The organism is Mesorhizobium sp. M8A.F.Ca.ET.161.01.1.1 (genome assembly GCF_004792105.1).
Taxonomy (GTDB): Bacteria; Pseudomonadota; Alphaproteobacteria; order Rhizobiales; family Rhizobiaceae; genus Mesorhizobium.
In genome coordinates this window covers 16,005-37,500 of the sequence record NZ_SRTD01000001.1, presented here as the reverse complement: position 1 = coordinate 37,500, position 21,496 = coordinate 16,005, and the positions used below count along the sequence as shown (strand labels likewise).

The window sequence follows — 21,496 nt, the reverse complement described above, 5'->3', positions numbered from 1 at the left end:
TGGGAGGACGACGATGAGCAAATCGGGAACAATCCGCGCCGGCATGGGCGGCTGGACCTTCGAGCCTTGGGACACGTCCTTCTATCCGGACAAGTTGTCGAAGGCCAAGCAACTGAACTACGCCAGCCGGCAAGTGCCGAGCATCGAGGTCAACGGCACCTATTATTCGAGCTTCAAGGAGCCGACCTTCGTCAAATGGGCCAACGAGGCGCCAGACGGTTTCGTCTATTCGCTGAAAGGCAACCGCTTCGTCACCAATCGGCGTGTGCTGGGCGAAGCCGGTGAATCGATGATGCGTTTCCTCGGTTCCGGCGTGGCCGCGCTCGGTGAAAAGCTCGGACCGATCCTGTGGCAGTTCGCGCCGACCAAGAAATTCGACCCTGACGATTTCGAGGCGTTTCTGAAACTGCTGCCGGAAAAGCAGGACGGCGTCGCGCTGCGCCACGCGCTCGAAGTGCGCAACGACAGCTTCATCGTGCCGGAGTTCGCCGCACTCGCGCGCAAATACAAGGCGGCGATCGTCTATGCCGACCATGCCAAATATCCTGACATCGCCGATATCACCGGCGATTTCGTCTATGCGCGGTTGCAGACCGGCAGCGACGACAATCCCGATTGCTACACGCCAAAAGGCCTCGATGAATGGGCGGCGCGCGCAAAAATCTGGGCGGAAGGCAAGCAGCCGGCCGATCTGCGGCGCGCCGGCCCCGCCACCGACGCCCCGGTCCAGCCGCGCGATGTCTTCGTCTACTTCATCACCGAGGGCAAGGTGCGCGCGCCGTTCGGGGCAATGGCGCTGATGAGGCGCGTAACCGACTGAAAAAGCATCGGTCGGTTTCCAGCACCCGCTATAAGTGCGTCGCCTATGCGTTTTGGGCGTAGCAAAGCGCCTATTCCTGGGCATCTTCGCCGTGATCGTAACCTTATCGACACTTCCTTGCCGCATGAATACTCCGACGCCAAGCTGCAGAGCTGGAGCCGTCGCCGGCAGGGAAAGAGGGGCATGTCGCTCGACTACACTTCACTTCTGCTCGCTGTCGGGTTCTCCGCCGCTTGCCTCAGCCTGACATTGTTTGGCATGTGGCTGACCGCTCGCTCGGAGAAATTCCTGCTGACATGGGCGATCAGCCTGGTGTTCGTGGTTGGCGATATTTTCATCTACGACGCCTATATCGACATGCCCGGGCGCCTGCTCGGCATCGCCACCTCGGTGTTCCTGCTGATCGGCTTTTCGGCCATGCTGGGCGCCGCCTATCAGTTCCGCACCGGCGGCTCGCCGCTGCCGCGGGCGCTGTGGGGTTGCGTTTCCCTGGCGATAGCGCTGCCTCCCATGGCTTTGGGCTACGACGGCCTCGGCTTCATGTTCGAGAACATGTTCGCCGCCTTGCTCCTGTTCGCCACGGCGTTCGAATATTGGAGAGGCCGCGATGAGGCGCCCGCTTTGACGATCGGCATCACCACGCTCTATTCGGCCACGGCCACGTCCTTCGCGCTCTGCGCCATGGTTCTCGCTTGGGACGGAAAACTGGTGCTCGGCCACGCGCCAAGCAATTGGGCAGAAGAGCTCAGCCTGATCGTGGTGATCGCCAGCATGACGGGTATTGGCGCACTCTCGCTTGCCCTCAACCAGGGGCGTCTGGCGCGGCACCACCACCGCAACGCCCTGACGGATCCCCTGACCGGCCTGCTCAACCGGCGCGCCCTGTTCGACATGCATGGCCATATTCCGGTCGGCGCCTTTACCGCCGTGGTCGTCTTCGACCTCGACAATTTCAAAGCCATCAACGACGAATTCGGCCACGCGGCGGGCGACGAGGTGCTGAAGGTGTTCGCCAGAGAGTTGGCAGCCAACCTTCGATCGGCCGACGTCGCCGCGCGCATGGGCGGCGAGGAATTCGCACTGGTGCTGAGGCGCACTCTGCCGGAGACGGTCGAGGAATCAGCTGAGCGCATCCGGGCGGCTTTCGCGATGCGGTTGATAGAAACCGAAACCGGCTCGCTCACTTGCACGGTCAGCGCCGGATTTGCGTTTGGCAGCAAGGAGGGCCTCAGCTTGGACAAGGTGCTCAGCGCCGCCGACAAGGCGCTCTACGACGCCAAGCGCGGAGGCCGCAACCGCGTCATCGCCTCGCCATTCCGGCGCGCGAGCTGATCACTCGCATCATGGCGACTCTGTGATTGTTGAATAGCGAAGACTGCCCCTAGGCCGCCATGACGATTTCATTGAAGGCATCGAGGTCAACGTAAAAGACCTTGGTGATCTCCTCGATCAGATCATCGTAGTCGCAGCCCTGTGACCTCAAGATGTTGATGGCGGCGATGATGTCGACACGTTCGGTAAGCCGCCGCTTCTGGTAGTCCTCGACGTAACGTTCCATGGCTGTCCCTTAGCCTGTGTGCCCAAACGCGTTTGAACGACAGAGATCGGGAAGCTAGGAAGCCTTGCTTGCGTGGAACTTGCAGAACCTTCGCCGCGCCTCGATCTGCTATAACCAGACTGATACGGAAGCGGCCGACTCACAAAGCCTGGAAAAGACTAGCATGCGACATAGCGTGTGCCAGAGACGCGGATGATGGATGGAAGAAATATTGGACTTGCCAAGAACTTCAAATCTTCAACTGAAGTCCAGTGCCGATTCTAGACCGTGAGGAATTTGCGAACATCAGCCCGGTCTAAATCTTGCGCCGGGCCGGTGTGGACGATCTGGCCGCGATCCATGATGTTGACCTCGTCGGCAAGCTCTCGGCAGAAGTCGAGATACTGTTCGACCAGCAACACAGCGATGCCGGCCTGGTCGCGCAGATAACGTATGGCGCGGCCGATGTCCTTGATAACGGAGGGCTGGATGCCTTCGGTCGGCTCGTCGAGCACCAGCAGCTTCGGCCGCATTACCAGCGCCCTGCCGATGGCCAACTGCTGCTGTTGACCGCCGGAAAGATCGCCGCCACGGCGGGCAAGCATCTGCCTCAGCACCGGAAACAGCTCGAAGACGTGCGCCGGCACGTCGCGGTCGGCGCGCCTCAAGGGCGCGAAGCCGGATTCGAGGTTTTCGCGCACGCTGAGCAGCGGAAAGATCTCCCTGCCCTGCGGCACGAATGCGATGCCCGACCGGGCGCGGTCATACGCCGCGCTCCGGTCGAGCGCCTTCCCCTCGAAGGCAACGCTTCCGCTCGTCAGCCGGTGATGGCCGACGATCGATCTCATCAAACTTGTCTTGCCGACGCCGTTGCGGCCGAGCACGCAGGTGATCTGGCCGGCAGCCGCCTTCAGCGACACGCCACGCAGCGCCTGGGCGGCGCCGTAATGGAGCGTGGCATTGGAAACTTCGAGCATGTCAGCGCCTTCTCCAGAACCGAAGAAACGACATGTCGAAGTGATGGAATTGCACCCGCCAGACCATGCTCATCTCCCCAGATAGACTTCGACGACGCGCTCGTCGGCCGATACGAAATCGAGCGTCCCTTCGGAGAGCACCGAGCCCTCATGCAGGCAGGTGACCTTGACGCCGAGTTCGCGCACGAAATGCATGTCGTGCTCGACGACGATGACCGAATGGTCACGGGCGATGTCCCTGAGCAGCCGCGCGGTTTCCTCTGTCTCGGCATCGGTCATGCCGGCGACCGGCTCGTCGACCAGAAGCAACTTCGGATCCTGGGCCAAGAGCATGCCGATCTCAAGCCACTGCTTCTGGCCGTGGCTAAGATTGGCCGCCAGGTCATGACGCTTGTCGCCCAACCGGATGATGCCAAGAATCTCGTCGATCCGTCGCGTCTCGGCGGGCGATTGGCGGTGGAACAGCGCCGGGAAGATCGAGCGCGGCCCCTTCAGCGCCAGCATCAGGTTTTCCTCGATCGTGTGGCTTTCGAAGACGGTCGGCTTCTGGAATTTGCGGCCGATGCCCATCATGGCGATCTCGGCTTCGTCATGCCTGGTGAGGTCCACCTGGCCGTCGAAGAACACTTCGCCTTCGTCGGGTCGCGTCTTGCCGGTGACGATGTCCATCATCGTCGTCTTGCCGGCGCCGTTGGGGCCGATAATGGCGCGCATCTCGCCCTTGTCGAGCACCAGCGACAGATTGTTGATGGCGCGAAAGCCGTCGAAGGAGACCGAGACGCCGTCGAGATAGAGGATGGTGTTGGATTTGCTCATGGCCGCTTACTCCGCCGCCTGCGGTTCGGGGTCGGACCAGGACCATTCGCCTGGATTTCTCGCCGGCGATCGAGCAGGCTTCGAGGTGGCGGATGCGACTCTCGCCTCGGTGCCGGCTTCGTCAGCGAGGGAAGCCGCGCGCAACGCCCTGGCATTGCCGCGCCAGCTGTCCCACATGCCGATTATGCCCTTCGGCAGGAGCAAGGTGACAGCGACGAACAGGCCGCCCAGCGCGAACAGCCAGAATTCCGGCAGCACACCGGTGAACCAGGATTTGCCGGCATTGACGAGCAGCGCGCCGATGATCGGCCCGACGATGGTGCCGCGTCCGCCCACCGCCGCCCAGATCACCACCTCGATCGAATTGGACGGTTCGAATTCGCCGGGATTGATGATGCCGACCTGCGGCACGTAGAGCGCGCCGGCAATGCCTGCCATGACGGCCGAAACGGTGAAGGCGAACAGTTTCACGTTCTCCGCCCGCCAGCCGAGGAACCGCGTGCGGCTCTCCGCGTCGCGCACGGCCATCAGCAGCTTGCCGTATTTGGAGCCGACGATCGCCCAGGTGATGAAAACGGCGAGCGCGAGCATTACCGCGCTGGCCGCGAACAGCGCCGAACGGGTCGCGTCGGCCTGCACGTTAAAGCCCAGAATATCCTTGAAATCGGTGAGCCCGTTGTTGCCGCCGAAGCCCATGTCATTGCGGAAGAAGGCGAGCAGCAGCGCATAGGTCATCGCCTGGGTGATGATCGAGAGATAGACGCCGGTGACGCGGCTGCGGAAGGCGAACCAGCCGAAGACGAAGGCAAGCAGGCCGGGCACCGCCAGCACCATGATTGCCGCGAACCAGAAATGGTCGAACCCGGTCCAGAACCACGGCAATTGCTTGTAGTTCAGGAACACCATGAAATCAGGCAGGATCGGATTGCCATAGACGCCGCGCGAACCGATCTGGCGCATCAGATACATGCCCATTGCATAGCCGCCGAGCGCGAAGAAGGCGCCGTGGCCAAGCGAAAGGATGCCGCAATAGCCCCAGACCAGATCGAGCGACAGCGCCAGCAGCGCGTAGCAGAGATACTTGCCGGTCAGCGCGACTATGTAGGACGGCACGTAGAAGGCGCTGGTTGGCGAAACAGCCAGGTTGAGCAGCGGCACGATGACGGCCACCGCCAGCAGGGCGAAAATGGTGATGGCGATGCGGCGGTCGGCACCCGCGGCGAAGAAGCGTCCTGAAATCATGCTTCCACCGCCCTGCCCTTGAGCGCGAACAGGCCGCGCGGGCGCTTCTGGATGAAAAGGATGATCAGCACCAGCACGACGATCTTGCCGAGCACGGCGCCGGCATAGGGTTCGAGAACCTTGTTGACAATGCCGAGCGAGAAGGCGCCGACCAGCGTGCCCCAGAGATTGCCGACACCGCCGAAGACGACGACCATGAAACTGTCGATGATGTAGCCGCGGCCGAGATTGGGCGAAACATTGTCGATCTGGCTGAGCGCGACGCCTGCAATACCGGCAATGCCGGACCCCAGCGCGAAAGTCAGCGCGTCGACCCACGGCGTCCTGATGCCCATCGAGGCGGCCATGCGCCGATTGGCGGTGACTGCGCGCATCTGCAGGCCCCAGGGCGTGCGCTTCATCACGTAGAGCAACATGCCGAACACCGTGAGCGCGAACACCAGTATCCACAGCCGGTTCCAGGTGATGGCCAGTTGTCCGACGTCGAATGAGCCGGACATCCAGGACGGATTGCCGACCTCCTGGTTGGTCGGTCCGAAGATCGAGCGCACCGCCTGCTGCAGGATCAGCGATACGCCCCAGGTCGCCAGCAGCGTCTCCAGCGGCCGGCCGTAAAGAAAGCGGATGACGCCGCGCTCGATGATGAGACCGACGAATGCCGCAACCAGGAAGGCAAGCGGCAGCGCGATCACCAGCGACCAGTCAAAGAGGCCGGGAAAGGACGTGCGGATCACCTGCTGGACGACGAAAGTCGTGTAGGCGCCGAGCATCACCATCTCGCCATGCGCCATGTTGATGACGCCCATGACGCCGAACGTGATCGCAAGCCCGATCGCCGCCAGCAGCAGCACCGAACCCAGCGATATCCCATACCAGATGTTCTGGCCGGCATCCCACAAGGCCAGCGTCGAATTGATGTTTGCGATCGCAGCCGTCGCCGCGTCCTTGACCGCTCCAGAGGCGTTGGCCTCGACCGAGGTGAGCAGCGAAACAGCATCGCGGTCGCCGCGCGCACCGATCAGGGCGATTGCGGCGAGCTTGTCTGCGTCGGGCTTGTCTGAAACCAGAATGGAAGCGGCACGCGCCTGTTCCAGCGAAGCCTTGACGCTCGCCACGCTTTCACTGGCGATGGCTGCGTCGAGCGGGCCGATATTGGCGGCGTCCGGTGTCTTGAACATGGTGTCCGCGGCGGCGATGCGGACCGTCGGATCCTTGGAACCAAGCGTCAACGTGCCCAATGCATCGCGGATCGTGCGGCGCAACGTGTTGTTGACGCTGATCTTGGTTATGTCGTCCTCGGAGGCCTCGCCTGCTGGCTCGCCGCTCAGCGGGTCGAAAAGCTGGACGTTTTCGTCGCCTTCCTTGCCGACAAACACCATCGAGTCGGCCGTACGAGCGTAAAGATTGCCGTCCGCCAATGCAGCAAGCGGCCGTTCGACAGCCGGATCGCCTGTGGCCGTCAACTCTTGAACGACAGCTCCTGTCTCGGAAAAGTCCGTCACTGTCGCGAATTTGGCGATGATGGCACGCAGATCGGCTTCCGCAGCGCCAGAAGACGACAGCGTCGTCAGCAGGAACAAAAGCGTCAGGCCAATCGCGTGGAGAATCTTCATCGGCTTTCGGTGACCATTGAAGGTTGAAGTGGGCGTCCGGCCAGTGGAGGAACTGTCCGGACGCGCGCGGTCTTGGGCGTGGACCCGAAGGTCCAGCCCGGGGAGGATCAGTTCGTGCCCTTGCCGCCGCACTTGCCGGTTTTGACGTTGAAGTTGCCGCAGCTGAGCGGCGCGCGCCAATCGGAAATCAGGTCCTTGGAGTCGGGCAGGTAGTCGGACCATTCGTCACCCATCACCAGGCCCGGTGTCTTCGAAACCGTTTCGAATTGGCCATTGGCCTGGATTTCACCGATCAGCACCGGCTTGGTGATGTGATGGTTCGGCATCATCGTCGAATAGCCGCCGGTCAGGTTCGGCACCGAAACGCCGACCATGGCATCGATGACCTTGTCCGGATCGGTGGTGCCGGCCTTTTGAACCGCCTTCACCCACATGTTGAAGCCGATATAGTGGGCTTCCATCGGGTCGTTGGTGGTGCGCTTGTTGTTCTTGATGAACTTGTGCCAGTCGGCAATGAACTTCTTGTTCTCGGGCGTGCTGACGCTCTCGAAATAATTCCACGCAGCAAGATGGCCGACCAGCGGCTTGGTGTCGAGACCGGCAAGTTCTTCCTCACCCACTGAGAAGGCCATGACCGGGATGTCTTCGGCCTTGATGCCCTGGTTGCCCAGTTCCTTGTAGAACGGAACATTGGCGTCGCCATTGACGGTCGAGACGACGGCGGTCTTCTTGCCGGCCGAACCGAACTTCTTGATCGCCGAAACTTCGGTCTGCCAGTCGGAAAAGCCGAACGGCGTGTAGTTGGTCATGATGTCTTCGGCCGCGACGCCCTTGGACTTCAGATAGGCTTCGAGGATCTTGTTGGTGGTACGCGGATAGACGTAGTCGGTGCCTTCCAGCACCCAGCGCTTCACCGAGCCGCCGTCCTTGCTCATCAGATAGTCGACGGCCGGAATGGCCTGCTGGTTTGGAGCCGCACCGGTGTAGAACACGTTGCGCTCGCTTTCCTCGCCCTCATACTGGACGGGATAGAACAGGATGTTGTCGAGCTCGGAGAACACCGGCAACACCGATTTGCGCGACACCGAGGTCCAGCAGCCGAACACCGCCGCGACCTTGTCCTTGGAGATCAGTTCGCGCGCCTTTTCGGCGAACAGCGGCCAGTTGGAAGCCGGATCGACGACGACGGCTTCAAGCTTCTTGCCGAGCAGGCCGCCCTTGGCGTTCTGCTCGTCGATGAGCATCAGCATGGCGTCCTTCAGCGTCGTCTCCGAAATCGCCATTGTGCCCGACAGCGAATGGAGAATGCCGACCTTGATCGTGTCGTCGGCAGCCCTGGCCGGAGCGGATATCATCAAACCGGCGGCGACCACGCCCGCCGAGACCATTTTTGTTATTGTCGAGAAATTACCCCTCATACCGAAGACTCCCAAGCTGGTTGATTGCACCGCAACACTACGATGCAACCCCCGTGCCAACCGCTGCCTGCTTGCTGAAAATAGCAAACTAACCGAACGTTATCAGTTAGTTGATACATTAGAATGAACAGAGATAAGAGAGCCGGTTAAAAAATGATTGAGGGAAATTTGCGCAGCGCACGAGGCGTATGCCTAATTTTAGCTCATTTTTGACACATGCCTATATTTTGACCTTGGCGCACGTGTCGCGGACGACAAATGTTGCGGCGCGGCACGAAAATAGGGCAAGCTTGTCGTTCAAACGGACGACGTCATGACATCAGGCATTTCACGCATATTCATCGGCATTTTGTCTGTGGCGGCGGCAACCGGAGCGGCACGAGCCGATTTCAGCGATGGCAAGATGCCCGATGGCACTTATCACTGCGAAGTCTATCTGCTCGGCCTGTTCCTCAACCTCGGCGACATCACCATCAAGGGAAACGTCTACACAGGCCCCGTCACCTTCGGTACCGCCCAACAGGCTTACAACTATCAGATGGATGCAAACGGTGTGATTTCGTGGCTGGGCCCGCTCGGCGGCTATACCGCCGGCGGCAACGCGCTCTCGATGACCCAGGCAACCCTGGACGGCCAGAACCCGCCCTCCTTCGACATCATCATGAAGCAACCCGACGGGGCCTTCACCGCCTCGACCTGCACCAAGGGAGGCAATCAGTAGGCCTTCGCCTCCCATCGGGGCTGCCTTGGGAGTCTGCACGTCTGCCGTGTCATCTGGATGTTGCCGAAACTGGATAGGCAGCGGTGCGCCGTCACATCCACCTCGAGAGGCAGACACCATGGCCAATTCCCCGTCTTCATCCTCCCCCTTCATTCGCGACGCTTCAACTCGGGAAAGCCGAGTGTCGAAAGAGCGGCGACCGCATGTGTTTCGCCGGCAAACAACGAGCCGACAAAGCTGCCGCCGGCGATCAATGCGCTGGATGCAAGGCTGCCTTTCAGGAGCGTGCGGCGCGAAACGCGCTCGGCGATGACGCGTCTACGACAAGACCCACGCCGCCGCCGATGGCTATGAAACAACGATCGTTGCGCGAGGCCGCCTAGCGCGCTTCCGTGGCAATTTCGAGCGCCAGGCGGCTCATGTCGGTGAAAAGCTCCTGGCGTTCGGAATAGTCGGTCTGTTCGCCGGTGAGCAGATTGTCGACCACGGTCAGCAGCGATAATGCCCTCGCGCCGAAATGCGCCGAGATGCGATAGAGAGCGCTGGTTTCCATGTCTACGGCCAGCGCTCCGAGCGCCCTGGCGTCGGCATAGCGGGCACGTGGGTCGGGATGGTAGAATATGTCGGTGCAGGCTGTCAGGCCGGCGTGGTGGTCGATGCCGAGTTCGGTTGCCTTGGCCAATGCGCAAGCGAGCAGCGCCGGATCCGGGCCGACATCAGCCTCGTAAAGGCCAAAGACCCGGCCGTTCTCGGTGTCTTCAGGCCGTGCCGATTGCGAGATCACAAGGCTGCGCAGCTTTGCCTCGGCGCTCAGGCCACCGCAGGTACCGGTGCGGATCAGTGTCCGAGCGCCATAATAATCAAGCAATTCATGCGCATAGATCAGGAACGATGAAACACCGATACCCGTCGCCTGAATGCTGATGGGCCTGCCTCGAAACGAGCCGGTAAAGCCAAGCGCACCGCGACGACGATTGACACAACGCGGCGTGTCGAGAAACGTGCCGGCCATCCACTCCGCGCGCTGCGGGTCGCCCGGCAACAAAATCGTGTCGGCGTAGTCGCCCTTGCTTGCCTCGATGTGTGGCGTCAACAGCTGCTCCCCCAAGCCCGCCTGCTATATTGCCAATAATCATGGCGTTGTTACCGCGTTGTGCAAGGGGCGCGGCATTGGAAATACCTAAGATTCAAGCACATCCTTGACGATCGTAGCCAGTTGCTTGAGCGAGAACGGTTTTGGCAGGAAGCCGAAATGCGCCTCCGCCGGCAGGTTTCTGGCGAATGCGTCCTCGGCATAGCCGGAGACGAAGACGAACTTGATGTCCGGCTGGCGTTTGCGCAATTCACCGAGCAGCGTCGGCCCGTCCATTTCCGGCATCACTACGTCGGAAACGACGATGTCGACCTTGCCGCCGAGCGCTTCGAACACTTCCAGCGCCTCGACGCCGGAGGACGCCTCGTGGACGGTGTAACCGCGCGAGGTCAGTGCCCGCATGCCGCCCATGCGCACGGCGTCCTCATCCTCGACCAGCAGTACCGTCGCCGACCCGGACAGGTCCTTGGTGCTATCGGCCAGTTTGACTGCCGCGGCGGCCGGTGCTTCACCGGGTTCGGCCGCCTTTTTCGCTTCCGCGATGTGACGTGGCAGGAAGATGCGGAAAGTCGAACCCTTGCCGACTTCGGAATCGCAGAAAATGAAACCGCCGGTCTGCTTGATGATGCCGTAGACCATGGACAGACCGAGGCCCGTGCCCTTGCCGACCTCCTTGGTGGTGAAGAACGGCTCGAAGATCTTCTTCAGCACGTCGGGCGCGATGCCTGAGCCGGTGTCCTCGACCTCGACCACCACATAGTCGGCGGCCGCGAGTTCGCGATACGGGAAGGTCTTGGACTCCTCGGCGGTCACGTTGCGTGTGCGCACGGTGAGATCGCCTCCCGCCGGCATCGCGTCGCGCGCGTTGACCGCCAGGTTGACCACCACCTGCTCGAACTGGCCGATATCGACCTTGACCGGCCACAGGTCGCGGCCGTGGTCGACCTTGAGCTTGATGTCGTTGCCGACCAGCCGGGCAAGCAGCATCCTGAGATCGGCGAGCACGTCGGTGAGGTTCAGCACTTCCGGCCGCAGCGTCTGCTTGCGCGAGAAGGCCAGCAACTGCCTGACCAGCGAGGCGGCCCGGTTGGCGTTCTGCTTGATGTTCATGATGTCGGGGAAGGACGGATCCGACGGCCGGTGATTGGTCAAAAGCAGGTCCGACGCCATGATGATGGCGGTCAGCACATTGTTGAAGTCGTGCGCGATGCCACCGGCGAGCTGGCCGACGGCCTGCATCTTCTGGCTTTGCGCCATCTGCCCTTCGAGCGCCTTTTGCTCGGTCGTCTCGACGGCGTAGACGATGGCCGATTCCTCGGCCCCTTCGCCGCCAGTACCGTCGGCGACGGCGTTGACGTAGAAACGGATGTGCCGGTCTTCATTGCCGGGCAGCACGGTGTCGATCGGTTCGATATCGGCCTGCCGCTGCCGGGCTTTCTCGAACGCCGCGGCAAAGGCCGGCCGGTCGCGGTCATGGATCACCGTGTCGAGCCGTACGCGGCGATCCACGGCATCGCGGTCGACGACCGAGGAAAACAGCGACAGAAAAGGTGCGTTGGTGCGCAGGATGCGTCCGCTGGCATCGACACCGGCGATCGCCATCGGCGTCGAATTGAAGAAGCGGGTGAAGCGCACTTCCGAAGCGCGCAGATCGGCCGAGGCATCCTCGCCTTGCGTACGGTTGAGCACGATGGTGCGCGTCGGGCCGCCGACGCCCTCGCGACTTGCCGAAACGCGGTGCATGAAGCGCACTGGCAGCGCCTCGCCGGTCATCGTCGTCAAGTCGAGATCGATGACCGCATTGCGCGTCGTGCCGGGATCCGCCTTGACGGAGCGCACCAGCGCCATGCCGTCGCCGGCAACGATATCGGGCAAGGTGACGGCGCCGGGCGTGAAGCTGGCAAGGTCGATGCCCAGCCATCCGGCGAGCGTGGCGTTGATGTAGGTGACGCGGCCGTCCTGATCGGCCGAAAAGAAACCGGCCGGCGCGTGGTCGAGGTGATCGATGGCCTTCTGCAGATCGAGGAAGAAACGCTCCTGCTCGGCCCGCTCCTGCGAAATATCGGCGAGCTGCCAGGCCAGCATCGGCAACCGCTGGCCCGGAACGCTGAACGCGCGGGCGCGCGCCCGGTACCAGCGGGCGCCCGGTTCAGCGCCGGGCCGGATCGATTGCGCGAGCCTGAACTCGCCATCGCCCGGCTGCCCGTCACGCAAGCCGGACGCCAGCCGGTAAATGGTCACCGAGGCCTCGGGGACATCCGAGAGCAATCCTTCGACGGTCTTCAGATCGGCGGCCGAGGTGGCCCCGGTCATATCGGCATAAGCCCGGTTGGCGTAGACGACGCGACCTTTGGTGTCCGTGACCAGCAGGCCTTGGCCCATCGAATCGACGAAAGCCTTGGACAGTTCGTCGCCCGTCGAGCGCGGTGTGATCTGCACGAAGCCGATCGCGGTCGCGAACAGGAAGCCGACACCGATCATCGCCAGCACGCCGAGCATGCCAAGCAGGAAGGGGTCGCCGAGGCGCTCGCGGAAAAGGCCGAAGACGACGGCCGCGCCCGTCAGAACGACGATGAAGATGATAAGCCGGGTGACCGCGCCCGGTCGCGTATTCTGGTCGACGATCGGTACCGGATAGAAATCGCCGCGCGCTTCCTTGGCCATATGCCCCCTGCTCGTGAAATCCGAGGTTCCGACACCCGCCCCTAATGCATGTCGCCCAAAAGTGACTTCGGTTTTGGGAAAACGTCACGCATGAAAAACAAGGACCTGAAACGCGTCGCATGAATCCGTTCAGCGCGACGCGCTTTAGCCGGTTGAATCATATTCTCCTAGTCCGGAAAAGGCCCGGGCGGCAAATGTCAGATAAAAATGATGTCGACCGGCCTTCCCTGTGTTTCAAGCTGTTCACGATGCGTGAAAGGCAACTTGCGGTGGCCAGTCGCAACGGTCTAGTGTCGCGTCACTTTCCAAAACCGATCAGGGGAAACCAATGCAGTGGCTGGATAGCGTGGCGGGTCCCGGTTATGCGGCGGCACTCCTGTGGACCTTCGCGGCGCTGATCCTGCTGGTCATCGTTCTCATCATCGTCAGGCTCGTGCGCAACCTGACCTTCGGGACGTTTGTCGCCGGCGGCCGCAACCGCAAGACGCGGCTCGCCGTCATGGACGCCACCGCCGTCGACAGCCATCGCCGACTGGTGCTGGTGCGACGCGACGACATCGAACATCTGCTCCTGATCGGCGGCCCGACCGACGTCGTTGTCGAACGCGACATCCGCCTCGCCGCGCCGCGCCGTCCGGCCTTGACCGGGGATGGCGGCCCGCAGCCTGTCCCGGCGGCCGGGACCCCGGTCGCGAAGCCGCGGCCGCCGCAGCCCGCTCCCGCGCCTCCCAGACAAGCACCCGCTCCGCAGCCGGTGGCAGGGCCCGCCCGCCAGCGCCCGGCGGCACCGCCACCGGCTCCCGCAGCGAAACCGGCGGCGCAAATCTATCAGTCGACCAATGTCACGCCGCTGCCCGCCTACGGCTCCGCCAATGCCAATGCCGTCAGGCACGCGCCACCGCCGCCGCAGGACAGCATCGACGACACGCTGATGAAGGAACTCGAGGTTTCGCTCGACCAACCACGGTCCGGCGGCCCGGCGGCCAAACCGGCACCCAAGGCGCCGCCGTCGCTCGATGATGAAATGACGAGGCTTTTGGGCGAACTCTCAAGCCAGAAGAGATGATTTGCGCCCCGGGTGGCCTGCCGGTGAATTGAACCGGTCGACGGTCAAGCGCGCCTTGGCATGCGCGGCGACATCGAACAAAAATGGCCGGAAACCGGCCATTTGGAAATCAATGCAGCGCTATCTGTCAGTCGTCGCGATAGACTTTTTCACGGCGCTCATGGCGCTCCTGCGCTTCTATCGACAAGGTAGCGATCGGGCGGGCGTCGAGCCGCTTCAACGCGATCGGCTCACCGGTCTCCTCGCAATAGCCATAAGTGCCTTCGTCGATGCGCTGTAGTGCCGAATCGATCTTCGAGATGAGCTTCCGCTGACGGTCGCGGGCCCTGAGCTCGATGGCGCGGTCGGTTTCCGAAGAGGCGCGGTCGGCGAGGTCGGGATGGTTGGCGTTTTCCTGCTGCAGGATTTCGAGGGTTTCGCGCGCTTCGCGCAAAATGTCATTTTTCCAGGTGACGAGCTTTAGGCGGAAGTAGGATTTCTGCCGTTCGTTCATGAACGGCTCGTCTTCGGAGGGTACGTAATCGGCGGTAACGATGTCGTTCATTCGACTCACCCAAACAGCCCCAAATTTGGCGCCTATATATTCGCCGCCAGACGCCTGCACAAGCGCAATCAGCCACCGGCTCACGCAATTGTTAAAGTGCGCCCGCAGCCTTCCCCGGAGCGGGATAGATCTGTTTCGATGGCGAAAGTAGGACGATCTTCGCCGCTTGCCCCCGCAAGTGATTCGCCGCGCCGAAGAACGTGCACCATTGTGCGCGATGCTTTTCTCGTGGCTAATCGCGGCAGGACTTCGGCTTTCGGGCGTCATTGGAGGTTGAGTGAGCAGGCTTTATCTGTTGCGACACGCCAAGGCCGGCTGGGCCTTGCCGGGCATGCGTGATTTCGATCGTCCGCTCGATGCATCCGGCCGCGCCGATGCCGAAAAGATGGGGGCCGCGATGCGATCCCGTTCCTATGTGCCGGACCTGACGCTGTGCTCCAACGCCAAACGCGCCAGGGAAACGCTCGAGGGACTGGCCGGTCAGACGGACACAGGCAAGGTGCTTTTTTTCGACACGCTCTACAGCGAAGACGCGGCCGGCTATCTCCGGCTCGTCCGGGATCATGGCGGATCAGGCTCCTTGCTGGTCATAGGCCACAATCCGATGACGGAGGATCTCGCCATGGCGGTTTCGGGCGATGGTGGCGAGACGGAGCGGGCAATGCTCAATCATGGCTTTCCGACCTCGGGCCTCGCCGTCGTCCGTTTCCCCGGTAATCTGGCAAAAGCGGCCCAGGGATCGGGCTATCTCGAAGCCTTCCTGACCCCGGCCGATCTCTGATGCCGATTTCCAGCGCCATTTCAAAGCCGGGTTCCAGCGCCTATATCGGGCGGACGCAAGTCCGAGCGAGCATATTTTGGCATCATCGCTGACCACCTTCACCGACGAGGCAAGAATTGCCCTCGACACATTGTCGGGACGTGCCACCGGACTTTTTTCTCCATCGCTGCGTCTGGGCGTCACGGGTCTATCCCGCGCGGGCAAGACCGTCTTCATCTCGGCCTTCGTCCACAACCTGATCCATGGCGGACGCCTGCCGCTGTTTGAGGCGCAGAAATCGGGGCGTATCGCACGCGCCTTCCTCGAACAGCAGCCCGACGACGCCGTGCCGCGTTTTCAGTACGAGGACCATATCGCCGCTCTGGTCGACGATCGCGTCTGGCCGGACTCGACCCGCGCCATCTCTGAACTGCGGCTGACGATCGAATATGAATCGGCCTCCGGCTGGAACCGTATGTTCTCGTCGGGCAAACTGTCGGTCGACATCGTCGATTACCCCGGCGAATGGCTGCTCGACCTGCCGCTGCTCGGCAAATCCTTCGCCGATTTTTCGCGAGAAGCCCTCGAAATGGCCACGTTGCCGGTGCGCGAGGACCTGTCGCGGGCCTGGCGGGCGATCTCGACGGAAATCGACCCGAATGCCGACGCCGACGAAATGACGGCACGCCGGCTGGCTGAGAGCTTCGCCGCCTATCTCAAGGCATGCAAGCTCGACGAGCGAGCGCTTTCGACCTTGCCGCCAGGACGTTTCCTGATGCCGGGCGACCTCGAAGGCTCGCCCGCGCTGACTTTCGCGCCGCTGGCCGGCCTCGGCGACAGGCGCGCGCGCAACGGTTCGCTGCACGCCATGATGGAACGGCGCTACGAGGCCTACAAGACACATGTCGTCAAACCGTTCTTCCGCGAACATATCACGCGTCTGGACCGCCAGATCGTACTCATCGATGCCATGCAGGCGCTGAACGCCGGGCCTGGCGCCATGGCCGACCTGGAGCGCGCCGTCACCGAGATCCTCAGCTGCTTCCGCCCCGGCCGGGGCAGCTTCCTCACCGACCTCTTCTCCCGGCGTATCGACCGCATCCTGGTTGCCGCGACCAAAGCCGATCATCTGCACCACGAAAGCCATGACCGGTTGCAGGCGATCGTGCGGCGCCTGGCCGACCGCGCCGTGGCGCGGGCGAATTTCACCGGCGCCGATGTCGACGTGGTCGCGATGGCGGCCGTGCGCGCGACCCGCGAAGGCACCGTCAAGCAGGGCCGGGAAACATTGCCCGTTATCATCGGCACGCCGATCGCCGGCGAGAAGATCAATGGCGAAACCTTCGACGGAAAGACGGAAACAGCTATATTTCCTGGTGATTTACCGGAAAACATTGATGCTGTTTTCGATCTTTCGGGACCGGACCACAGGCAGGACTCCACAGACCCGGCAATCCGCTTCGTCCGGTTCCGTCCGCCCAAACTCGAACGCACGGCCGAAGGCGTCACGCTGTCGCTGCCGCATATCCGGCTCGACCGCGCCCTGCAGTTCCTGATCGGAGACCATCTGGCATGACAGCGCCCCGCAAACCGGCGGCATTCCGTATCGAGCCGGAAGCCACGCCGAAACAAGACGCGCCTCGACCACGCCAGGCCGAACCGCCGCGCAAACCGCGCCCGATGAAGGCCGATGTGGCGCTGGTCATCCCGGCGGAGGTCGACGTCTTCGACGAACCGGACATTATTGCCGCCGAGCCGTCGCCGTCGGTCGCCCCCCGAAAACGCTCGGTTCTCGGCAGCATCTTCTTCGGCGCCTTCGGCGTGCTGGTTTCGCTGGCTGTCGGCCTGTGGACCGACCAATTGATACGCGATCTCTTTGCCCGCGCCGAATGGCTGGGCTGGCTCGCCGCCGGCATGGCGGCGATTGCGTTGCTGGCGCTTCTGGTGATCCTGATTCGCGAATCCCTGGCGATCGCCCGGCTCGCCGAGGTCGAAAAGCTGCAAAAGCGAGCCCTCGACGCCATCGCGCGTGACGATCCGAAGGCGGCACGCGCGGTGGTCGATGAACTGTCGGCCTTTGTCGCGGCCAAACCCGAGACCGCGGCCGGCCGGCGCGCGCTGGCCGAATTGCGCGGCGAGATCATCGACGGCGCCAGTCTGGTACGCCTGGCGGAAGCGGAAATCCTCGGCCCCCTCGATGCCAGGGCCAAGGTGATGGTCCTCGAGGCCGCCAAGCGCGTCTCGCTGGTGACGGCGGTCAGCCCGCGCGCGCTCGTCGACGTCGCCTATGTCGTCTTCGAGGCTGGGCGCCTCATCCGCCGGCTGTCGGAACTCTATGGCGGACGGCCCGGAACGCTGGGTTTCTTCCGCCTGGCGCGCAGCGTGCTGGCGCATCTGGCGGTCACCGGCTCGATTGCCGTCGGCGACAGCTTTGTCCAACAGATCGTCGGCCACGGCCTGGCGGCGCGCCTCTCGGCCAAGCTCGGCGAAGGCGTCGTCAACGGCATGATGACGGCGCGCATCGGCATCGCCGCCATGGAGACGGCGCGCCCCCTGCCCTTCAGCGCTGCCAAGCGCCCGGGACTGGGCGATTTCCTCGCCGCGCTGACGTCGTTTGCGACAAGGAAAGACGCCGAAACAAACGCACCCGACAAATGACGAGCGCCTCTTTCGCGGCACGATGGGATTGCGCTTTCGAGGCCCTGAGGTGACGAAGCATTAACCAATCTTCTTCATGGTCAAACCGGTTTCAAACAGCCTCGTTGTTGCCGGGTGTCGTCGATGAAAAGCGTAATTCTGTCCAGCATCTTGCCCCTGGCGGCGGCGATCACAGCCGTCGCCGGTATTGCCTCCGGGGCTTGCGCCGGAGAGCCGGACAAGCAGTTTTTCCAGTCGGCCGAAGGCAAGTGGGTCGGCCCCGGCGAAATCGTCGCCGGCAAGTACAAGGGCACGAAATTCAACTGCAGCTTCACCGGCTCCACCCCCGACGGCAAGACGGGCATGACGCTTGACGGCGGCTGCCGGGTCGGCATGTTCACCCAGCCGATGTCGGCCAAGATCGAGCGCAAGGGCCGCGACTACAAGGGTTCCTTCATGGGCGGCTCGGCCGGTGCCGGGCTCGATATCATCGGCGGCAACGTCGTCGACGCCCGCAAGGTGGTCTTCACCATCAACCGTAACCAGCTGCGCGGGGTCATGCAGGCACGCATTCCCGACGACAATTCGATGACGGTGACAGTCGCCGTGCGCGTTCAGGACCAACTGGTGCCCGTCATCGGTATGAGCCTTAAGCGGGTCGATACCGTCGAAGTCGGCTCCATCACGCCGAACTGAGGCGTTCCGGATGGTTCTTGGCATTGCTGGGATACCCCCAAACAAAAGAGGCGGCAGCCCATCGCCACCGCCTCCTTTGAAACAAACGAACCGGGCGTCAGCCCTTGATCGCGGCGGTCACCTCGTCATAGGCCTTGCAGGCGTCGGCCAAGGTCGTGGAACCCTGATACTTGGTCGTCACCGCCTGGACCTTGGCGGTCAGGTCAGCCGCCTTGGACGGGTCCTTGGTGATCGCCTCCTGCAGCGCGGCGGCCATGTCCTGCGCTTTCTTGGTTGCGATCTCGGTCGTGCATTCCGGCGCCTTTGAACAGGCCGAACCGGCAAGCACCGCCAGCCCGACGGCAACGAGCAAAAACTTCTTCATGTCAGTCATCTCCTCAAAAGGGCGCGACTTGATCGCCGCTCACCCCCAATGGCCGAAGCCGAGCGTGCTTAGCCTTCGATTGTGGCAAGATGCAACGCGTTACCGACGTTAACTTGTGTAACGCGCCTGCAATATCGCCAACGGCCGGATTCAGGCTGCTGTGTCGGCGGCGGCAAAGTTCAGCTACGCGGTTGTAGCAGCGCCAAGACGGCCGTCGATGCGGCAAGGATGGCCGTCACGGTCAAAGGCGCTGTAGGGCCATAGGTGTCCACAACATAACCGCCGACAACCGCACCGGTGGTGATGGCGACCTGAAAGGAGGCGACCATCAGGCTGCCGGCTGCTTCCAGCGCGTCAGGCGCCGCGCGAGACAGATTTGTCGGCAGCACCACAGGCGCCATGCCGAAGGCGAAACCCCACAGGGTGGCGAACCCAAAGGCAACGCCGATGTGCACGCCCCAAAGCACCAATGCCAGCGCCGCGAACGCCATCAATGCGGCCGTAACCACGAGAGCCACGTGGATATTGGCGTCGGCCATGCGGCCACCGGCAATATTGCCGATCACAGCCGCGATGCCAAATCCGAGCAATGCCAGGGCAATTGGCCCGGTTGCAAGGAGCGTCACGTGTTCGAGAAAGGGACGCACATAGACCGAGCCGGCAAAATGCCCCGTCATCAGCAAAAGGATGGCGAGCATACCGAGTTGAATGCCACGCCGCCGTGTCAGCCGAAAGACGTCTGCAAGACTATTGCTTGCCGTTGCAGGCAAGGTCGGCAGGCTGAGCAACTGCAGCAGCATGGCAAGCAAGGCCAACCCCGCCGTCATGGCCATGGCGCTCCGCCAACCCAGCCAATCGCTGATCAACGCGCCCATCGACGGTGCGGCAATTGTTGCGAGCGAGACGCCGAGGGTGACGATCGCCATGCCCCGCCCCGTCGCATTGGCGCCAACCAGCCTCGCCACGACGGCGACCGAAAGTGCCCAGAAAGCGCTGAGAGCGATCCCCAGTCCGGCCCGGCCCAACAATAACAGCCAGAAATTGGGCGCCAGCGCCGCAAGAATGTTGGAACCGACCGCCAGTGCCATGAGGCCGACAAGCACCGTCTTGCGGTTCAATCGGCCGATGAGGACATTGCTCAACATGGCCGTCACGGCGCCGACGGAAGCGGTGGCGGTGACCACCTGCCCGGCCGTCCCCTCGCTGATGCCGAGATCGCGCGCCATCGGCGTCAACAGACCTGCCGGCAGGAATTCGGCGGACACCAGCGCAAAGCTGGTTGCCGCCAACGAAAGGACCGCGAACCATGTGGTTGCGCTCCACGTCGCCGGCGCGGCGGCATCAAGGTCTATCGCCGCGTCTTCAAGCTGTAATGTTGTGTCAGTCACGGAAGGATCTCCAAAGTTTGGAGATCTTTCATAAACGAGTCTTTTCGGATGATATGTATCTCAAAATCCGAAATTCATGTCTATTCGTCCAGGAATTGTGCGACGCACAACGCCCGGCGAGACATTGGTGATGCGCTTGAAGGCGCGAGCGAAGGATGCCTCGGAATCATAGCCCAAGCGGGTAGCAACCTCGGCCACCGACAAGCCGTTTTGTCCCAACAACTCGCGGGCAAGCTGCATGCGCAGACGGGCGAGATAGCGTGCCGCGCCTTCTCCCAATACGGCGCTGAAGCGCTCCGCGAAAATCGAGCGCGATTGGCCTGCCAGGCCGGCGAGGCCTTCGAGCGTCCAGTTATGGCCGGGGTCTCGGTGCATGGCTGCCAGAGCGCGGCCGATATGAGGGTCGCGGATGGCCGCGAGCCAACCGGTGGTCGAAGTTCCCGTGCAATTGACCCAGCAACGAATGAGCCGGGCTGTCAGCAAGTCCGCCATACGCGACAAGATGGTGGCGCTGCCCATCTGCGGTTGCGCGGCCTCCGCGGTCATTGCCGCCAGCAAAGGACCAACGACCGGGTCATTGCCGGCAACGTCGCAACCCTTGATGATAGGTGGCATCAACGCGATCAATGGGTTAAGCGCACAGGCGCCCAAGGTCATGGAGCCGCAGAACAGGGTGCTTGTCGCGCCCGTGCCTTCCCGCACGACTTCGCAGACGTTGCCCCCCAACTTGGTCACCTGGCAATCATCGAGCGAGCCGCCTGCGACGTCCGGCGCGCTAGCCAGCCGATGGGCGATGCCTTGCGGCAGCAGCACCAAATCGCCATTGCGCAACTCATGCCATCCCTGCGCTTCGGTATGGATCCAGCATGGACCCTGACTTACAAAGTGAAAACGAAGGAGCGGTTGCTCCGGAAAGGCGATGCTCCACGGATGTCGGAGCTCGCATCGGCCATAGTTGACGCCACTCAAGCGAAAGTCTTGCAGGACTTCGCTGAGCGCATCCATCGGAATATGTGGCGGCGAAGACGGCCGGGACGAATGGTCAGGCATTGGGCAGATATAGACACCAATCGTCCGACAGGCAAGCGGAGACCGTTGTTCCACCAGGGGAATCGCTTCGACGGCACCCCTACCGGCCCT

20 protein-coding genes are annotated in these 21,496 nt (G+C 62.5%); 8 read left to right on the top strand and 12 right to left on the bottom strand.

Annotation, left to right across the window (positions count from 1 at the left end):
* Nucleotides 1-13: 13 nt before the first annotated feature.
* Together EN804_RS00170 and EN804_RS00165 are read left to right on the top strand one after the other, a co-directional pair.
* Nucleotides 14-820, top strand: coding sequence for a DUF72 domain-containing protein (locus EN804_RS00170; protein ID WP_135918438.1), 807 nt, complete (start codon nt 14-16; stop codon nt 818-820).
* Between the two features lie 183 nt (nt 821-1,003).
* Nucleotides 1,004-2,152: a GGDEF domain-containing protein gene (locus tag EN804_RS00165; RefSeq protein ID WP_135918437.1), complete on the top strand. Its 1,149-nt coding sequence runs from the start codon at nt 1,004-1,006 to the stop codon at nt 2,150-2,152.
* Nucleotides 2,153-2,201: 49 nt separating this feature from the next.
* Here EN804_RS00165 and EN804_RS00160 read toward each other — a convergent pair whose 3' ends face one another.
* The 6 genes from EN804_RS00160 to urtA form a co-directional block, all read right to left on the bottom strand.
* Nucleotides 2,202-2,378 (bottom strand): hypothetical protein, encoded by a 177-nt coding sequence (locus tag EN804_RS00160; protein WP_084636783.1) that lies wholly within the window; start codon nt 2,376-2,378, stop codon nt 2,202-2,204.
* Nucleotides 2,379-2,638: 260 nt separating this feature from the next.
* Nucleotides 2,639-3,334: an urea ABC transporter ATP-binding subunit UrtE gene (urtE, locus tag EN804_RS00155; RefSeq protein WP_135918436.1), complete on the bottom strand. Its 696-nt coding sequence runs from the start codon at nt 3,332-3,334 to the stop codon at nt 2,639-2,641.
* Between the two features lie 69 nt (nt 3,335-3,403).
* Nucleotides 3,404-4,150 (bottom strand): urea ABC transporter ATP-binding protein UrtD, encoded by a 747-nt coding sequence (gene urtD, locus EN804_RS00150; RefSeq protein ID WP_135864454.1) that lies wholly within the window; start codon nt 4,148-4,150, stop codon nt 3,404-3,406.
* Between the two features lie 6 nt (nt 4,151-4,156).
* Complete coding sequence (gene urtC / locus EN804_RS00145; protein WP_135918435.1) at nt 4,157-5,392, bottom strand: urea ABC transporter permease subunit UrtC; 1,236 nt, start codon at nt 5,390-5,392, stop codon at nt 4,157-4,159.
* Nucleotides 5,389-7,005, bottom strand: a complete 1,617-nt coding sequence (urtB, locus tag EN804_RS00140; RefSeq protein ID WP_135918434.1) for an urea ABC transporter permease subunit UrtB — start codon at nt 7,003-7,005, stop codon at nt 5,389-5,391. Before urtB ends, urtC begins: the two co-directional genes overlap by 4 nt.
* 107 nt (nt 7,006-7,112) lie before the next feature.
* Complete coding sequence (gene urtA / locus EN804_RS00135) at nt 7,113-8,393, bottom strand: urea ABC transporter substrate-binding protein (RefSeq protein WP_245464357.1); 1,281 nt, start codon at nt 8,391-8,393, stop codon at nt 7,113-7,115.
* A gap of 343 nt (nt 8,394-8,736) precedes the next feature.
* On the opposite strand from urtA, the gene EN804_RS00130 reads away from it, so the two are divergent.
* Complete coding sequence (locus tag EN804_RS00130) at nt 8,737-9,144, top strand: hypothetical protein (RefSeq protein ID WP_127872546.1); 408 nt, start codon at nt 8,737-8,739, stop codon at nt 9,142-9,144.
* A gap of 379 nt (nt 9,145-9,523) precedes the next feature.
* Here the strand turns inward: EN804_RS00130 and EN804_RS00120 are convergent, their stop codons facing one another.
* Both EN804_RS00120 and EN804_RS00115 read right to left on the bottom strand, forming a co-directional pair.
* Nucleotides 9,524-10,237: a DeoD-type purine-nucleoside phosphorylase gene (locus EN804_RS00120; protein ID WP_127278244.1), complete on the bottom strand. Its 714-nt coding sequence runs from the start codon at nt 10,235-10,237 to the stop codon at nt 9,524-9,526.
* An 87-nt stretch (nt 10,238-10,324) separates the two neighbouring features.
* Nucleotides 10,325-12,901, bottom strand: coding sequence for an ATP-binding protein (locus EN804_RS00115; RefSeq protein ID WP_135918433.1), 2,577 nt, complete (start codon nt 12,899-12,901; stop codon nt 10,325-10,327).
* Nucleotides 12,902-13,229: 328 nt separating this feature from the next.
* Here EN804_RS00115 and EN804_RS00110 point away from each other — a divergent pair, with 328 nt between their 5' ends.
* Entirely contained in the window at nt 13,230-13,967 is a 738-nt protein-coding gene (locus EN804_RS00110) for a flagellar biosynthetic protein FliO (protein WP_135880454.1), read from the top strand.
* A gap of 127 nt (nt 13,968-14,094) precedes the next feature.
* Here the strand turns inward: EN804_RS00110 and dksA are convergent, their stop codons facing one another.
* Complete coding sequence (gene dksA, locus EN804_RS00105; protein WP_006202025.1) at nt 14,095-14,511, bottom strand: RNA polymerase-binding protein DksA; 417 nt, start codon at nt 14,509-14,511, stop codon at nt 14,095-14,097.
* Between the two features lie 277 nt (nt 14,512-14,788).
* On the opposite strand from dksA, the gene EN804_RS00100 reads away from it, so the two are divergent.
* From EN804_RS00100 to EN804_RS00085, 4 genes are all read left to right on the top strand, one after another.
* Nucleotides 14,789-15,292 carry a histidine phosphatase family protein gene (locus EN804_RS00100; RefSeq protein ID WP_135918432.1) on the top strand — a complete coding sequence of 168 codons (504 nt, stop codon included), beginning with the start codon at nt 14,789-14,791 and terminating at the stop codon, nt 15,290-15,292.
* 76 nt (nt 15,293-15,368) lie between these two features.
* Complete coding sequence (locus EN804_RS00095; protein WP_135918431.1) at nt 15,369-16,847, top strand: YcjX family protein; 1,479 nt, start codon at nt 15,369-15,371, stop codon at nt 16,845-16,847.
* A complete protein-coding gene (locus EN804_RS00090; protein WP_135918430.1) occupies nt 16,844-17,929 on the top strand; it encodes a TIGR01620 family protein in 1,086 nt (361 codons plus the stop codon). Before EN804_RS00095 ends, EN804_RS00090 begins: the two co-directional genes overlap by 4 nt.
* 123 nt (nt 17,930-18,052) lie before the next feature.
* Nucleotides 18,053-18,604, top strand: coding sequence for a hypothetical protein (locus EN804_RS00085; protein ID WP_135918429.1), 552 nt, complete (start codon nt 18,053-18,055; stop codon nt 18,602-18,604).
* Nucleotides 18,605-18,701: 97 nt separating this feature from the next.
* Here EN804_RS00085 and EN804_RS00080 read toward each other — a convergent pair whose 3' ends face one another.
* The 3 genes from EN804_RS00080 to EN804_RS00070 form a co-directional block, all read right to left on the bottom strand.
* On the bottom strand, nt 18,702-18,968 hold the full coding sequence (locus EN804_RS00080) for a hypothetical protein (RefSeq protein WP_027029131.1): 267 nt from the start codon (nt 18,966-18,968) through the stop codon (nt 18,702-18,704).
* 179 nt (nt 18,969-19,147) lie between these two features.
* The gene (locus EN804_RS00075) at nt 19,148-20,356 is read right to left on the bottom strand and encodes an MFS transporter (RefSeq protein WP_127279122.1); all 1,209 of its coding nucleotides are present in this window, start codon (nt 20,354-20,356) and stop codon (nt 19,148-19,150) included.
* A gap of 60 nt (nt 20,357-20,416) precedes the next feature.
* A complete protein-coding gene (locus EN804_RS00070) occupies nt 20,417-21,406 on the bottom strand; it encodes an AraC family transcriptional regulator (RefSeq protein ID WP_189524420.1) in 990 nt (329 codons plus the stop codon).
* Nucleotides 21,407-21,496: the final 90 nt, after the last annotated feature.

Bases quoted from the DNA above. Each gene is read 5' to 3' on its own strand.
- urtD (WP_135864454.1), bottom strand. From the start codon at position 4,150: ATGAGCAAATCCAACACCATCCTCTATCTCGACGGCGTCTCGGTCTCC.
- EN804_RS00165 (WP_135918437.1), top strand. From the start codon at position 1,004: ATGTCGCTCGACTACACTTCACTTCTGCTCGCTGTCGGGTTCTCCGCC.
- EN804_RS00085 (WP_135918429.1), top strand. From the start codon at position 18,053: ATGAAAAGCGTAATTCTGTCCAGCATCTTGCCCCTGGCGGCGGCGATC.
- dksA (WP_006202025.1), bottom strand. From the start codon at position 14,511: ATGAACGACATCGTTACCGCCGATTACGTACCCTCCGAAGACGAGCCG.
- EN804_RS00160 (WP_084636783.1), bottom strand. From the start codon at position 2,378: ATGGAACGTTACGTCGAGGACTACCAGAAGCGGCGGCTTACCGAACGT.
- urtA (WP_245464357.1), bottom strand. From the start codon at position 8,393: ATGGTCTCGGCGGGCGTGGTCGCCGCCGGTTTGATGATATCCGCTCCG.
- EN804_RS00090 (WP_135918430.1), top strand. From the start codon at position 16,844: ATGACAGCGCCCCGCAAACCGGCGGCATTCCGTATCGAGCCGGAAGCC.
- EN804_RS00080 (WP_027029131.1), bottom strand. From the start codon at position 18,968: ATGAAGAAGTTTTTGCTCGTTGCCGTCGGGCTGGCGGTGCTTGCCGGT.
- EN804_RS00110 (WP_135880454.1), top strand. From the start codon at position 13,230: ATGCAGTGGCTGGATAGCGTGGCGGGTCCCGGTTATGCGGCGGCACTC.
- urtE (WP_135918436.1), bottom strand. From the start codon at position 3,334: ATGCTCGAAGTTTCCAATGCCACGCTCCATTACGGCGCCGCCCAGGCG.
- urtB (WP_135918434.1), bottom strand. From the start codon at position 7,005: ATGAAGATTCTCCACGCGATTGGCCTGACGCTTTTGTTCCTGCTGACG.
- urtC (WP_135918435.1), bottom strand. From the start codon at position 5,392: ATGATTTCAGGACGCTTCTTCGCCGCGGGTGCCGACCGCCGCATCGCC.
- EN804_RS00115 (WP_135918433.1), bottom strand. From the start codon at position 12,901: ATGGCCAAGGAAGCGCGCGGCGATTTCTATCCGGTACCGATCGTCGAC.
- EN804_RS00170 (WP_135918438.1), top strand. From the start codon at position 14: ATGAGCAAATCGGGAACAATCCGCGCCGGCATGGGCGGCTGGACCTTC.
- EN804_RS00070 (WP_189524420.1), bottom strand. From the start codon at position 21,406: ATGCCTGACCATTCGTCCCGGCCGTCTTCGCCGCCACATATTCCGATG.
- EN804_RS00130 (WP_127872546.1), top strand. From the start codon at position 8,737: ATGACATCAGGCATTTCACGCATATTCATCGGCATTTTGTCTGTGGCG.